The sequence below is a fragment of the Thalassospira sp. Z349TD_5 genome (assembly GCF_056173045.1).
This window is the reverse complement of record NZ_CM149654.1, coordinates 170,778-185,000: the sequence shown is the minus strand read 5'-3', so window position 1 is coordinate 185,000 and position 14,223 is coordinate 170,778. Positions and strand designations below refer to the sequence as shown.

General features: G+C 52.2%; 15 protein-coding genes and 1 riboswitch (1 of these 16 cut by a window edge). Of the genes, 8 read left to right on the top strand and 7 right to left on the bottom strand.

Translation table 11 applies throughout. The features are described 5' to 3' along the window. Together AC0VXT_RS00835 and AC0VXT_RS00830 are read left to right on the top strand one after the other, a co-directional pair. Positions 1-347, top strand: partial view of a glycerophosphodiester phosphodiesterase family protein gene (locus tag AC0VXT_RS00835; RefSeq protein WP_475547119.1) — the 3' portion only. It extends 403 nt beyond the left edge of the window; 347 of the gene's 750 nt are visible here — the last part of the coding sequence; its start codon lies beyond the left edge, outside the window; it ends in the stop codon at positions 345-347. A gap of 118 nt (positions 348-465) precedes the next feature. Further along, positions 466-1,887, top strand: a complete 1,422-nt coding sequence (locus tag AC0VXT_RS00830; protein WP_475547118.1) for an MATE family efflux transporter — start codon at positions 466-468, stop codon at positions 1,885-1,887. Positions 1,888-1,961: 74 nt separating this feature from the next. Here AC0VXT_RS00830 and AC0VXT_RS00825 read toward each other — a convergent pair whose 3' ends face one another. Both AC0VXT_RS00825 and AC0VXT_RS00820 read right to left on the bottom strand, forming a co-directional pair. After that, positions 1,962-3,227 carry a hypothetical protein gene (locus AC0VXT_RS00825; RefSeq protein ID WP_475547117.1) on the bottom strand — a complete coding sequence of 422 codons (1,266 nt, stop codon included), beginning with the start codon at positions 3,225-3,227 and terminating at the stop codon, positions 1,962-1,964. Positions 3,228-3,359: 132 nt separating this feature from the next. Then, positions 3,360-4,319, bottom strand: a complete 960-nt coding sequence (locus AC0VXT_RS00820; protein WP_475547116.1) for a helix-turn-helix transcriptional regulator — start codon at positions 4,317-4,319, stop codon at positions 3,360-3,362. A gap of 215 nt (positions 4,320-4,534) precedes the next feature. On the opposite strand from AC0VXT_RS00820, the gene AC0VXT_RS00815 reads away from it, so the two are divergent. From AC0VXT_RS00815 to AC0VXT_RS00805, 3 genes are all read left to right on the top strand, one after another. After that, complete coding sequence (locus tag AC0VXT_RS00815) at positions 4,535-5,011, top strand: low molecular weight protein-tyrosine-phosphatase (protein WP_475547115.1); 477 nt, start codon at positions 4,535-4,537, stop codon at positions 5,009-5,011. 3 nt (positions 5,012-5,014) lie between these two features. Further along, a complete protein-coding gene (locus tag AC0VXT_RS00810) occupies positions 5,015-5,869 on the top strand; it encodes a fructosamine kinase family protein (RefSeq protein WP_475547114.1) in 855 nt (284 codons plus the stop codon). 93 nt (positions 5,870-5,962) lie between these two features. Beyond that, positions 5,963-6,376 carry a c-type cytochrome gene (locus AC0VXT_RS00805; protein WP_475547113.1) on the top strand — a complete coding sequence of 138 codons (414 nt, stop codon included), beginning with the start codon at positions 5,963-5,965 and terminating at the stop codon, positions 6,374-6,376. 105 nt (positions 6,377-6,481) lie between these two features. On the opposite strand, the gene folE is transcribed toward AC0VXT_RS00805, so the two are convergent. From folE to metZ, 3 genes are all read right to left on the bottom strand, one after another. Beyond that, positions 6,482-7,072 (bottom strand): GTP cyclohydrolase I FolE, encoded by a 591-nt coding sequence (gene folE / locus AC0VXT_RS00800; RefSeq protein WP_475547112.1) that lies wholly within the window; start codon positions 7,070-7,072, stop codon positions 6,482-6,484. Between the two features lie 71 nt (positions 7,073-7,143). Continuing rightward, the gene (apaG, locus tag AC0VXT_RS00795) at positions 7,144-7,536 is read right to left on the bottom strand and encodes a Co2+/Mg2+ efflux protein ApaG (RefSeq protein ID WP_475547111.1); all 393 of its coding nucleotides are present in this window, start codon (positions 7,534-7,536) and stop codon (positions 7,144-7,146) included. A 216-nt stretch (positions 7,537-7,752) separates the two neighbouring features. After that, positions 7,753-8,955 carry an O-succinylhomoserine sulfhydrylase gene (gene metZ / locus AC0VXT_RS00790; protein ID WP_475547110.1) on the bottom strand — a complete coding sequence of 401 codons (1,203 nt, stop codon included), beginning with the start codon at positions 8,953-8,955 and terminating at the stop codon, positions 7,753-7,755. A gap of 78 nt (positions 8,956-9,033) precedes the next feature. After that, positions 9,034-9,108, bottom strand: a riboswitch (SAM riboswitch). A 217-nt stretch (positions 9,109-9,325) separates the two neighbouring features. Here metZ and AC0VXT_RS00785 point away from each other — a divergent pair. The 3 genes from AC0VXT_RS00785 (at position 9,326) to AC0VXT_RS00775 (ending at position 13,079) form a co-directional block, all read left to right on the top strand. After that, positions 9,326-10,120 (top strand): TVP38/TMEM64 family protein, encoded by a 795-nt coding sequence (locus tag AC0VXT_RS00785; RefSeq protein ID WP_475547109.1) that lies wholly within the window; start codon positions 9,326-9,328, stop codon positions 10,118-10,120. Beyond that, positions 10,113-11,540 carry a dihydrolipoyl dehydrogenase family protein gene (locus AC0VXT_RS00780; RefSeq protein WP_475547108.1) on the top strand — a complete coding sequence of 476 codons (1,428 nt, stop codon included), beginning with the start codon at positions 10,113-10,115 and terminating at the stop codon, positions 11,538-11,540. Before AC0VXT_RS00785 ends, AC0VXT_RS00780 begins: the two co-directional genes overlap by 8 nt. A 66-nt stretch (positions 11,541-11,606) precedes the next feature. Next, the gene (locus tag AC0VXT_RS00775; RefSeq protein WP_475547107.1) at positions 11,607-13,079 is read left to right on the top strand and encodes an ATP-binding protein; all 1,473 of its coding nucleotides are present in this window, start codon (positions 11,607-11,609) and stop codon (positions 13,077-13,079) included. 222 nt (positions 13,080-13,301) lie between these two features. Here the strand turns inward: AC0VXT_RS00775 and AC0VXT_RS00770 are convergent, their stop codons facing one another. Next, positions 13,302-13,910, bottom strand: a complete 609-nt coding sequence (locus AC0VXT_RS00770) for a DNA-3-methyladenine glycosylase I (protein WP_475547106.1) — start codon at positions 13,908-13,910, stop codon at positions 13,302-13,304. Between the two features lie 3 nt (positions 13,911-13,913). After that, a complete protein-coding gene (locus tag AC0VXT_RS00765) occupies positions 13,914-14,147 on the bottom strand; it encodes a YciI family protein (RefSeq protein ID WP_475547105.1) in 234 nt (77 codons plus the stop codon). Positions 14,148-14,223: the final 76 nt, after the last annotated feature.

Genomic DNA, 14,223 nt, shown 5'->3' with positions numbered 1-14,223 from the left:
AAGATCTTCCAATCCTGATTTCAAGTTTCGATGATATTGCTGTTGCCGAAATGCGCAAACATGCACCTGAAATCCCATGTGGCTGGTTGCTTGAAACGCTGCCTGAGAACTGGAAAGCAGAGTATGACCGCCTTGGTGCATCCGCCATTCATATAGATCATGCCGCGCTGACACCGGTAACTGCCGCCGAGATTGTCAAAGCCGGAGTGCCGCTTGTTTGTTATACAATTAATGAGGTTGATCGTGCGCGTGAACTGTTCGCATGGGGCGTTACATCCGTAATCACCGATGATCCGGCAAAACTGATCACGGCCATCCCCCATCGACCATTGCCGTCAACACGATAACTCGACACTTAAAAAGTCTTGTCCCAAAGGACATGATCAACCACGAACCGGCATCTCGCCACCACACCAGATTTTGATGCCCGGCTTTGCGGATATAAAATGATAAGGAAACGTTCCGATGACCATCGCCCCACAGGACGGGACACCGGCACCACCACCTATTGAGCCAAAAGCATCCCCGACACCGCTTTATCCAAATAACCGGGTACGGCGTCACCTAAGCGAACTGTTCCGGCTTGCCCTGCCCGTCACCATTGCACGGCTTGGCATGCTGATCATGTCGGTTGTCGACACCATCGTGGTTGGTAATTACGACAGCGCGGGACTGGCCTATCTTAATGTCGCCCATGCGCCGTTCACGACCTTGATGGTGACCGGAATCGGGCTCCTGACAGGGGTGATGATCCTGACGTCGCATGCGGTCGGGCGCGACAACATGATCGAAGCCGGTCTGGTCTGGCGAAGTGCCATGCCTTATGCCGTGCTGATCGGTATTCTGTTTACGATCCTGACGTGGCAATCGCAGTGGCTGTTTATCGCGACCGGTCAGCCTGATGATATCACGCAGAATGCCGGCGAGTTGGCAATGATCCTGTCGATCGGAATGCCCGCGGCCATGATTTATATTACCTGCGCATTTTTCCTTGAAGGGTTACAGCGTCCGTTGCCCGGGATGATAATGATGATTGGTGCCAATGCGATCAATCTGGTTTTGGATTACGGTCTGGTTTACGGGGCCTTTGGCCTACCGGAACTGGGCGCTGAAGGTGCAGCATGGACATCAACCGTCATCCGCTGGTTCATGGCATTCAGTTTACTGGGCTATATTCTGTTGATGAAGAGCCATAGCCTTTATGGCATTCGTAATGGGTTTTCCGGCTGGTGGCGCGCATCGCACAAGGCACGCCATCTTGGGTATGCCGCCGGTGCCAGCCAGGGCATGGAAACAAGTGCGTTTGCCGCCATGCAGCTTTTTGCCGGTCGGTTGGGCGTTGTCGCGGCCGCAAGTTATGGCATTGCCATGACGATGCTGGCTTTGATGTTTATGGTTGCCCTTGGACTGGCATCGGCAACCTCGGTTCGGGTTGGCATTGCCTATGGCCGGCGCGACAGACCTGACATGGCACTTGCTGGCTGGGTCGGACTTTTGACCACGATGGCAGTGATGTTTGTCCTAAGCACACCGCTTTATCTTTTTCCAAATGCGGTTGCCCATCTGTTTACCAAAGATGGCGCGGTGATCCTGACAACCGTTTCGGTACTGGTTCTGATGCCGATTATTTTCCCAACCGACGGCGGGCAAAATGCGGCGATCAATGCCTTACGTGGTGCGGGGGATACGTGGGCACCGACCATACTGCATCTGGTGTCTTATCTGTGCATCATGATCCCGGTGGGATACTACCTGACATTCACGCAAGGCATGGGTGTGCCTGGTCTATTCTGGGGCATAGTGATTGCAAGCCTTGTCGCTGTAAGCGGCCTTGCGATCCGGTTCAAGATTGTTTCAAGCCGACCGATTGCCGCCCACCCGCATTAATCACGGTAAAGACAACAAAGGTCCGCCAGCATGATACTGGCGGACCTATTTCGTTTAGGAACTGTTCTGTGCGATCAGGCACGTGCCGCATCAAATGAACGCCTCGGCATCAACACATCACAGAATGGCAAGACAAGGGTGTCAAACGCAGATGCCGCCCGGGCGGCATCAATGCGAATGATGTGCTGTTCGATATCGCGCTGGGTGGCAAGATCACTAAGCGGGGCCAGTTCGGGCAGGGTCTCAACCAATGCCGCATAAAATTCCGATTGATCTTCGCGCGCTGTCCCAGAAGCGAGATTGCCAAGATGATTATAAAGCGCCATCGCCAAAAACCAGCGACAATAGGGCATCAGACCTTGCAAGATTTCTGCGCGTTGCTGTGGCTGAACATATTGCTGAAGGTCACTGTCGAGCCAAACGGCAGTTTGCACACCGGCAACAAAGGCATTTCGCAACGCGGGATATTCATCATTAAAAAAGACAGTCGTTAGCCAGGCTGAAACATCATCAAGAGCCTTACGGCGGGTATCAGGTGTGGCAGTGCCTGAAAAATCCAGCGCAGGCATTGGTGGTTGACCCGACATGGCAAGACTTGCCACAGCAGGATCAATCAGCGCATTGGACAGCCAAGCCTGATGCCATATGCGCATCGGGCGGAAATAGGGCTCCTTTTCCATCCCACCGGCCTCAATCCAGCTTTCAATCAGATGCGCGCGGCCAAGTGCGATCCCCAACCGCAGGGCATCTTCAAACCCCATACCGTTTACGAGGAACGGCTCGCCGAGCATATCTTCAAGCAGTGGCAAAGAGGCCGCAACATGATCAGACCGAAGCCCCGCACCAAGTGGCTGATAAAATCCTGATCCATCGCCATGCCCCAGAATGGCACGTGCATAACGGGCAAAATCACCCCAGAAAACAAGCTTTACCGGTTCTGCACGCTTGCGCCACAATGGGCGGGTCACATGCCAGTTTTCTGTTTCAAATTCAGCCAGTTTTGCTGTACCGACAAGCCGTGCAAGTGGCTTGACCACCGCCAATTCAAGGTCATCGGCCGTTCCAACATGGCCAAGCGACAGGCGCCAACCTGGTTCTTCATGCGGATGACGATCAAGCCAAAGCATCGCAAATCCCGTGGCGCCCGCACGCTGAGCAGCCGGTGCCACCAGATCAAAGAACAGTGAAAGCGGGGCAGGAATTTCCGGAACGGAATGATCGACCAAACCATCCCCGACAGCCCACGTTTTGATCATGACGTCTTCGACATCTGGCCGATCGTAAAAACGAGGTGGCAAGAAACCGGCATATTGGCCGTCGTTTTTGGATGCGTTGGTCATGGCAGCCTCGCAAACTGGAAAGATCATCCGCGCCGGGCACAGGATTGTGTGGCATGTGCGATCTGCTGATAAACAAGGATGCCAAAGGGGTCAATCATTGCCCGTTCATTGGTCATCCACGTCCAACGATGGTTACGCCCGTGTCAGCCCTGCGTGTCCATAGCTTGCTTCGCGATAGACCGACGGTGGCATGCTGGCCAACCTTCTGAAATCACGTGAAAAATGCGCATTGTCGGTAAACCCGCACCAAAAGCCGATTTCACCAACGGATAATGTCGTCCCGCACAGAAGACGACATGCTTCGCGCACCCGAACAAGACGCAGCAAATCGGAAAAACGACTGTTGGCATATTGCAGACGACGCTGCAGCGTCCGGCCAGACGTATCAAGAGCAGCCGCCACATCGTCAATCGTCCAGCTGCGCCCGATGTCCTGCTCAAGAATGGTACAAAGCTGCTGGACAATGGGGCGCTGTGCCGAAATAGAAGGCGCCGTTCCGGGCATATTGGCCATAAACGGATAAGAGGAGGAAACCGGTTCGAAACTTTTCCAATTGATGCGAAACCGCAAACCGCGTCCATTGAACTTAAATTTCTCAATCAGACGTCCGTTGCGCATGACCGACACAGCGGGCCCGTGACTTGGCAAAATCGTACTATCAATGAAATCGGCACCGACGGCCTCAAGCAACCCGATCAGGAACCCGTGCAACAACAGGTTTTCAACCCGTGCCGGGGGCTGCCCACGCACAACACCGCGATGAAAGGTCATGGATTTACCCGTTACTTGATAATCGCTTCGCGCGCGGGCGTGGGAATATCCTTCGAGCCGGCGCCAGCGATCCGCAATCATGCCCGGTGTTGCAACATGACGCAGCATGGTCAGGATCGGCGCCTGTTCCTTGGCCGCAAGATGCCGCCCAAGGCGCACAAGCACTGACGGACCATTTGCCTCTTCGAGTGACAGCATGATACTGCGCAATTTGGCAGACGTAACTACCGTCCCTGCCGGCACAAGGTCATAACCGCGCGGCAACCACGCCAACTGGCGAATCAACGCAACGTGCAACCCGAATGAAACAAATTCCTGCATAAAACAGTACCAAAATTCAAAATGTGGCGTGATCATACAAACTAATCATATGGCTGTCAGGGTCAGATTGGAAATGTCACGAAGCTGTTACATTGCAAGATTGCTGCAATTGCGAAATCAGCGTTATGGTTTCCACCACCCCAAGCAGCCATTGCCTCACATTCCGGCGCATGTCAGTCTTGCGCATTCCCGCTCAAAATTGTTGGATAGCGCGCGTGATCAAGGTTCTTTTTGTATGTACTGGCAACATCTGCCGTTCGCCCACCGCAGATGGCGTGTTTACGGACATGGTTGCAGCGGCCGGTCTGTCTGAGCAGGTTACTGTCGATAGCTGCGGGCTTTCGGCCTATCACGTTGGCGAATTGCCCGACACACGGTCACACCAAATGGCTCAAAGCCGGGGGTACGATCTTGGCCATATACGGTCGCGCAAAATCAAACCCGGCGACTACACAGAGTTTGACTATATTCTGGCCATGGATGATGGGCACCTGCGCGATATGCGCCGTCAGGCCCCTTCGGCAAGTCAGCAGAAACTAAAACTCTTTTTGGATTACCACCCAAAAATGTCCGGTCAAAGTGTTCCCGATCCCTATTACGGTGGCACGAACGGCTTTGTTGATGTGTTTGATATGATCGAAGAAACATCCCGTCGCCTGTTGGCCCATATCCGCGATCAACACGGTATTTGATCCATGACTGATCCGATCTTGTCTCAACGGATCAAGGATGTGACCGGGGCGAAAATCATTGCCCGATCATACCTGTCGGGCGGATGTGTTGCCAAGGTCATGCGGGTTGATCTGGATAACGGACAGTCACTGGCGATCAAGGTAAGCGACCACACCAATCTGGACATAGAAGCCGCAATGCTGCGGTATCTGACAGACCATTCCCCCATTCCAAGCCCGAATGTACTGTATGGCGATTCTGGCTGTCTGGTGATGGGTTTTATTGCCAATGATGGTCAGATGTCTGGATCAGTACAACGCGATTTGGCCAGGCAGCTTGCCACACAACATGCCGTCACATCCGATCAATATGGATTGTCTTTTGACACATTGATTGGCGGACTGCATCAGCCAAACACCCAGAGCAAAAGCTGGGTCACGTTTTTTGGCGAACATCGACTTCGATATATGGCAACGGCTGCCCATCAGGAAGGCATTTTGCCCACACGTTTGGTAAACCGGATTGATAAGCTGACTGTAAAACTTGGCGGTCTGATCGCGGATAAACCGGCAGCGTCCTTGCTGCATGGTGACCTGTGGGGCGGCAACATCCTGTGTCACGATGGCAAGATCGCAGGCCTTATTGATCCGGCGATCTATTATGGCGACCGTGAAATCGAACTTGCCTTTGGCACATTGTTCGGGGATCTGACGCCGGAATTTTTCGAACAGTACAATAAGATGAGCAAGATTGAACCGGGCTTCTTCGAGGAACGCCGGGATTTGTATAATCTTTATCCATTATTGGTGCATGTTTGTTTATTTGGTGGATCTTATGTCGGTTCCGTTGACCAAATTCTTTCGCGATTTGGAGTATAAGCTGCCAAAATCCTTATTAAACACACACAGTGACAAAAGAAGCAGGGGACAAGAGAGTTGAGAGTTTTTATCGGAGCGGTCGTAGCCCTTACAATGACAGCAAGCATCACCGCCATTGCCCATGAAGGTGCGACGGGCGTGCTCAAGGAACGCATGGACGGCATGAAGGCAATTGGTCAGCAGGTCAAGATCATGGTGCCAATGATGAAAGGCACCTTACCCTATGACCCTGCGACGGTTGCCAAATCGGCAAGCATCATCGAATCCCATGCGGGCGAAACCTTTACCAAACTTTTCCCCGAAGGAAGTGACAAACCCCCGTCCGAAGCTCTGCCTGAAATCTGGGACGGCTGGTCAAAATTCACCGATTTGGCTGCGCAACTTGAAAGCAACGCCACAGCACTCAAAACCGTTGCCGCGAATAATGGCTCGGAAGAAGACTTCAAAGGTGCGCTGGGCAACGTGCTTAAGACATGCAAATCCTGTCATAGCAATTTCCGCGAATAAGTCAGGCAGCCCTATAAATAGCGGGTTATCTAATCGATCTTGCAAAATTAAAGACCACAGCATGATGCTGCGGCCTTTGTCATTCACATCGATCTGATCAACCGATCAGCGACCGATCATAGCAAAGAATTCACGGCGTGTGATTGGATCATCGCGAAACGCGCCAAGCATACGGCTGGTCACCATGGACACACCGGTTTGATGGACACCGCGTGTGCTCATGCATTGATGGTTGGCATCAATCACAACAGCCACACCAAGCGGGTCAAGCTCTTCCTGAATGGTGTTGGCAACCTGTGCGGTCATCTTTTCCTGAATTTGCAGGCGCTTGGAATACACTTCGACCACGCGGGCAAGTTTTGAGATCCCCACAACCCGTTTGCGCGGCAAATACGCAACATGGGCAACCCCGATGATCGGAACCATGTGGTGTTCACAATAAGATTCGACACGGATATCACGCAGCACGACCATTTCGTCATAGCCATCGGTTTCTTCAAAGGTACGACGCAAGATTTCCGCCGGGTCCTGCTGATAACCGGCAAAAAACTCGCCATAGGAGCGCGCCACGCGGTCCGGCGTTCCAAGCAGGCCTTCGCGCTCGGGATCATCTCCTGCCCAACGAAGAAGGGTGCGAACGGCTTCTTCTGCTTCTTCACGTGTCGGACGTTTTACCGCATTGTGTTCGCTGCACATACTAAATCCTTTTTATCTTTTCCTTGCGGGATTGCATCCCGGCTTGGTGGGGCTCCTGACCCGCATTTATATCAATTTACCGTATGTTGCCCATGGGGACTGTCGAGTGAAAAGGCCGGAATCTGAATATCAAAATGGTTCCCGTCCATGTCTGTCATTTCGTAAGTCCCGACCATAAAGCCGCTCGGCGTGGCCAATGGTGCGCCACTTGTGTAATTGAAACTCTCGCCCTCGGCCAACACCGGTTGCTCCCCGATGACGCCGGGGCCTTTGACTTCCTGAGTCTCCCCGCGTGAGTTAGTGATACGCCAGTAGCGGTTCAGCAACTGCACGGTTTTTGATCCCAGATTTTCAATCTCAATCCGATAGGCCCAGATATAACGATGGGTGTCCGGATCGGACTGGTCTTCAAGGAATACGGGCTGTACCGAAACCTTGATTTCGTTGGTCACGGTTGAATACATGCAATTCTCCAGGCCAATTTATTTCCAGTCCATCTTCCTCAGCCAAGATCACTGTTGATGACGCATATGTAGACAGTTCAGAGCCACAGTGCCAGATACCTGACATAATTTGCTTACCTGTTTCGTGCACAGACCAAAATTATGGCCTGAAACGAAACGGCCCGCACTGTTTTGTACGGGCCGAATTACGAAAAGTTCAACACATACTGCCAGCCACTAAACGGCCAAAGCGGCAAGCAAGTCCTCTTTAAGGTCGTCGACATCTTCTAGGCCGACCGAAAGGCGCAGCATGCCTTCGGTAATGCCCATGACCACCTTGTCCTTGGCCGGGACGCGCTGATGCGTTGTCGTCCAAGGATGGGTCGCAAGGCTTTTGGCGTCTCCGAGGTTGTTGGAGATATCAATCAGCTTGAGGTTATCAAGCAGCGAAAACGCCGCCGCCTTGCCCCCTGCAAGTTCGACCGCAATAAGCCCGCCACCGCGACCTGACATTTGTTTCATCGCCAGTTCATGCTGTGGATGGCTTTTGAGTGCTGGATATATAACGCGCGACACACTCGGCTGTTCCGACAGGAATTCGGCCAAGGCGGTTGCATTGCGAATATGTTGATCAACACGCAGGCTAAGCGTTTCAAGCCCTTTAAGCAGAACCCATGCGTTGAACGGGCTCATGCTTGGGCCGGTGTGACGCAGGAATGTTGTCAAATGATCATCATGCCATTCCTTGTCGTTAAACAGAATGGCACCTCCAAGACACCGTCCCTGACCATCAATGTGTTTCGTTGCCGAATACACAACAATATCAGCACCAAGCTCCATCGGCTTTTGCAGGACCGGGGTAGCAAAAACGTTGTTGACAACCACCTTTGCCCCAACCTTATGCGCCAGATCGGCAACGAAGGCGATATCAATGACTTCAAGTGTCGGATTGGATGGTGTTTCAAGGAATACGGCATCTGCTGGCTTGGACAATGCCTTTTCCCAAGCGGCATGATCGGTGCCATCAACCAGTTCGGTTTCAACACCAAATCGCGGCAAAAGCGTTGTCAAAATGAATTCGCACGATCCAAACAGTGCGCGCGAACCAACCACGCGGCCACCCGCCTTGGTGCATGCGATCAACGCATTCCAAACCGCCGACATGCCCGATGCAGTTGCGCGGCAATATTTCGCCCCCTCAATCAGAGCAAGGCGTTCTTCGAACATCCCGACGGTCGGATTGGCGAAACGTGAATACACAAATCGTTCCGGTCCGCTGCCATCAAAGGAGGCCTCAGCCTCGGCAGCACTTTCGTAAACATAGCCGGAATTCATAAAGATGGCCTCAGAGGTCTCGCAGAAACCACTTCGTTCGGTTCCACCCCGGACAGAACGGGTAGCTGCGCGCCAGTTATCTGAAGCCTTTTTTTCGGTCGTCATCGTCTTGCTCCTACATGCCCGGTCATATTGGTATGATCCGGACACAAAAAAACCCTGACCGGCATGAATGGGTCAGGGCCGAAGCCATGTATCCCCTCTTTAGCGATTTTTTACGTGGTCGCAAGCCGGTCGACAAATCCCACGAAGTGCGCAGACGATACGACCAGACTTTCGTAAGGTCAAGAACCTCTGACTGCTCAATTTTGCGCAGAGGCATGTCAGATAGCAAAGTAACCGGCTAACAAACGGTTCACGCAATGGTGAAAGCAGTTCAGAAGCCACGGACAAGATTTCGTTCTAATCTGCTGGAAATTAATGCAATCCTGTATTTGAGGTTTTGCGCCCCAGTTTATGCAAATGCGTGAAACGAATGACCAAGTCCAGCTTAATGGCGTCTGATTTGACCGACAAAAAATCCAACCAATCCCCAGCTACTCAATCTGGTGCGAAACCAATTTGGCGTAAACTATGGCCTGTTGCGGTCTTGCTTGCAGGATTGGTCATTGCCTGGTCCGCTGGGATTCTTGATTTTCTGTCATTTGATACCCTGCGCGAAAACCGCGATATTTTGCGTGACTTTGTCACCAGTAATCCAGTTTCAAGCGTCATAACGTTTATGGCGATTTATGCCGTTTCGGTCGCACTTTCCTTACCAATCGGATCTCTTTTGACGATTGCGGGCGGCTTTATGTTTGGTGTCTGGCTTGGCACCGCCTATGTCGTGATCGCAGCAACCATTGGCGCGGTCATTGTTTATCTTGCGGCACGCTATGCGCTTTATGATCTGATGCATGCCAAGGCAGGCAACGCCATCCGCAAGATGGAAAAGGGCTTTGCCGAAGATGCCTTAAGCTATCTGATGGTCCTGCGTCTAATCCCGATTTTCCCGTTCTGGCTGGTGAACCTTGTCCCGGCTCTTTTGGGGGTAAAAATACGATCCTTTGTGCTCGGCACGATCGTTGGCATCATTCCGGGCACATTTGTTTATGTCTCAATCGGTGATGGGTTGGGTGCATTATTTGATCAGGGAAAAACACCCGATCTGGGTGTGATCTTCGAACCCCGGATTCTAACCCCGATCATTGGCCTTGCCGTATTGGCAATGTTACCTGTTGCCTATAAAAAATTCCGCAAAAACAAGAACAAGGTACCATCCAATGAGTGATGTCATCAAAACCGATATCTGTGTCATTGGGGCAGGGTCTGGCGGGCTTTCAGTTGCCGCCGGTGCTGTACAAATGGGGGCAGATGTCGTCCTTATTGAAAAGGGCAAGATGGGCGGCGATTGCCTTAATACCGGATGCGTTCCGTCCAAGGCACTGCTGGCAGCCGGTCACGCGGCACATAATGCCAGAACCGCATCACGATTTGGCATTTCAACCGGGCCGGTTGACGTTGATTTCGCCAAGGCGATGGATCACGTACACAGCGTGATCGCCGGAATTGCCCCCCATGATTCGGTTGCACGGTTCGAAGAACTTGGATGCACCGTCATTCAGGGCGAAGCAAAATTCACCTCCCCGCGTGAACTCGTTGCCGATGGCAAAACCATACAGGCCAAGCGATTTGTCATTGCCACAGGATCACGTGCGGCCATTCCGCCAATCGACGGATTGGAAAACGTTTCCTACCTTACCAATGAAACCATCTTTGAAAACAAAACATGCCCGGATCATTTGATCATCATCGGTGGAGGTCCCATCGGTCTTGAAATGGCGCAGGCCCACCGGCAACTGGGCGCAAAAGTCACCATCATTGAGATGATGGCGATCCTGCCCAAAGACGATCATGATATGGTTAATGTGGTCCGTACCGAGATTGAAGCATCGGGGATCAGCCTTTACGAAAGCGCCAAAACTCAACGGATCGAATTGAACGGTGATCAAATCCGTGTCGTGATCGAACAAAACGGTGCCGATATCACCATCGAAGGCAGCCACCTGTTACTCGCAACAGGACGCGCGCCAAACGTTGAGAACCTTGACCTTGATGATGCCGGCGTTGCTTTTGACCGACGCGGTATAGAGGTTGACGCGCGCTTACGCACAACAAACCGGAAAATATTTGCTATCGGCGATGTTACAGGCGGGCTGCAATTTACCCATATGGCGGGATATGACGCGGGCATTGTCATTCGCAATGCCCTGTTCCGCTTACCCGCAAAGGTTAACCACAGTGCGGTGCCGTGGGTGACTTATACCAGCCCGGAACTTGCCCAAGTGGGTCTGAATGAAACAGCTGCACGTGAAAAATTTGGCGATAACATTCGGGTTGTAACTTGGGACTACGCAGAAAATGACCGCGCGCGAGCTGAAGATGCGACATCCGGCTTTATCAAGGTCATCACCACCCCGAAGGGTCGCATTCTCGGGGCTGGCATTGTCGGGCGTCAGGCCGGGGAATTGATTGGCATCTGGACGTTGGCGATTTCGCAAAAAATGAAAATAGGTGCAATCGCTGGCGTTATTGCCCCTTACCCAACCCTTGGCGAGCTTTCAAAACGTGCTGCCGGTGCGTGGTACACGCCCAGCCTGTTTAGCGAGAAAACGCGCAAGATTGTTCGGTTCCTGTTGAAGCTTGGATAAAACACTGTTTGTCCCCAAGTTTCTGTATCTCTGTACATTTTTGATCGTCTCTGGCTAACATTCCCTATGGAAAGACCGCATCTTAAACTGCCCCCATGGGCCAAATCGCTGTCGGCACGCTTGCTGGTGCTGACGGTCAGTTTTGTGATGCTCGCAGAAGTCTTCGTTTTCGCCCCGTCGGTTGCACGTTTTCGCATCGACTGGCTTGAGGCCCATCTTGATTCCGCGTATCTGGCCGCCCTTGCGCTGGAAGCAACCCCAGATCAAATGATCCCCGATGATCTGGAAAAAGAACTGCTGTCCAATGCCGGGATCGAAGCCGTCATCCTGCGGCGCGAAGATCGAAAATTGCTGCTACAACGTGACGATATGCCCGCAAAGATCGACAAGGATGTCGATTTAACCAGCTTTTCCATTCCGATGGCCTTGCTCGAAGGGTTTTCCACACTGACCCAAACCGGTAACCGGATGCTGCGTGTTATCGGCATGCCGTCCATGGCCCCGACTTTCGAAATCGAGATCCTCGTTCATGAAAAAACCCTGACTGAGGCAATGCGCGATTTTGGCTGGCGGGTCATGGGATTGTCTTTGATGATTTCGTTCTTTACCGCCGGGCTGGTTTATTTTGCGCTTAATCGCATGATGGTTCTGCCCATGCGAACATTAACCCGCGACATGATCCGGTTTCGTGAAACGCCACAGGACAAAAGTGCTGTCATCGATCCGGGCCATCGGGATGATGAAATCGGTGTCGCCCGTCAGGAACTGGCGAGCATGCAGCAAGACCTGCAAGCCATGCTTAATCAACGAAGAAGACTCGCGGCACTTGGTACGGCAGCCACAAAGATCAGCCATGATCTGCGTAACGCATTGGCCACATCCATGTTGATGACCGAACAGCTTGCCAAAAGTCAGGATGACGAAGTCCGCGCGGTTGTACCACGCTTGTTGTCATCGATGGAAAGGGCGGTCTACATCAGCGAACAGACATTGTCCTTTGCGCGTGAAACTCCGCCACCGCGTGATTTGGTGAAATTCACACTTGTCGAACTGATCGAAGAAATCCGCGATCAGATTTTGCTGCAAAAATCCGACCCACTTTTGGACGGCGCAACAGAGAGTGAAACGAAACTGTCGCTGCCGTGCACGGCACAGGTTGACATTGACCTGCCCGACGATGTCATGCTTGAAGCAGATTATGACATGCTGTTTCGCGCCTTTAGCAATCTGATGCGCAACCCGCTAGAAGCTGGTGCCGACACTGTATGGGTGTCGGTCCAAAAGGTACACGGTAACAGTCAATCCATCCAAGACGGCCATTTCATTGAGGTTTTGATCTCTGATAATGGGCCGGGATTGGCCGAGAAGGCGATCAAGAACCTGTTCATCCCGTTTGCCGCCAGCGGTCGCCAAGGGGGCACTGGACTTGGTCTTGCCATCGCACGGGAATTGATCGCTGTTCACAATGGCGATCTTCGTCTTGCGGCAACAGGACCAGATGGCGCGATATTCTGTGTGAAACTGCCGGTTTCTTCCTGATTTTGTGGTGCGGCCAATCGTACCACACAGAATTAATAGCTTTAAACTATCATAATTTAAATAATATTCGATTTTACCTTTTACGGGCGATTCGTCATCTTGGCCTTAAGGCGATACCGGGCCAAAATCCCGATCCCCGATCCGCTCCTGACCCGAGGTCCGGTATCGCCTGACTTACTTTCCCTCAGCCATACCACCCAACGAAATCATCCCGGCACGCCATCAGACCGGACGCACAAACGAACACCGAATATCGTCGATTTCGGGTCGTAAAAAACACCCATCGGCATGATCATTGATCAGTCCCATGGCCTGCATGAAAGCAAAGACAGTGGTTGGGCCAACAAATTTCCATCCCCGCTTTTTTAAATCCTTGGACAAGGCAATGGATGTTGGGGACGTCAACATCGTTTGTGGAATGGCAACCTCATCGGCATCAGGTTCAAATCGCCAGAAATAGGCTGCCAGCGATCCTTCGCGTTCGATTATTTCACAGGCGCGTTTGGCATTATTGATGGCCGCTTCGATCTTGCCGCGATGTCGAATGATACCTGCATCTTGCAACAATCGTTCGACATCTTTGTCGTCAAACGTCGCAAGCTTGTGAAAATCAAAACCCTCAAAAGCCGCGCGAAAGTTCTCACGTTTGGTCAGGATCGTACGCCAGCTTAATCCCGACTGAAACCCTTCCAGACAGATTTTCTCAAACAGCCGACAATCATCTGTTACTGGAAAACCCCATTCCGTATCGTGATAAGCGTCGAATTCCGGCGCAAAATCGCACCATGCACAACGGCACTTTCCGTCCTTACCGATTGTTGTTTTGCTCATGGCTCACCCCATCAGAAAGTTAAGGCGTTCATCTGCCCGCGCCGGTGTGATCTCAAGAATTTCCGCCGTTACAATCTCTTCAACAACAAACGGATCATTCTTTACGCGGGCTTCAAGCGCATCGCGCGCTATCGCATGTGCAAGGATCGCACCCCCCATATTGGGCTGCAAACTTCCCACCATAAGAAACACCCCGTCATCAAACCCCTGCTTGATCCAGGCCTTATGTCCATCCATGAATTCGGGCGCCCTTGCTCGGTGCTCCGCAAACCTCAAAAAGACAGTGAACATGGTTTTCTCCCTGTTTTGATCA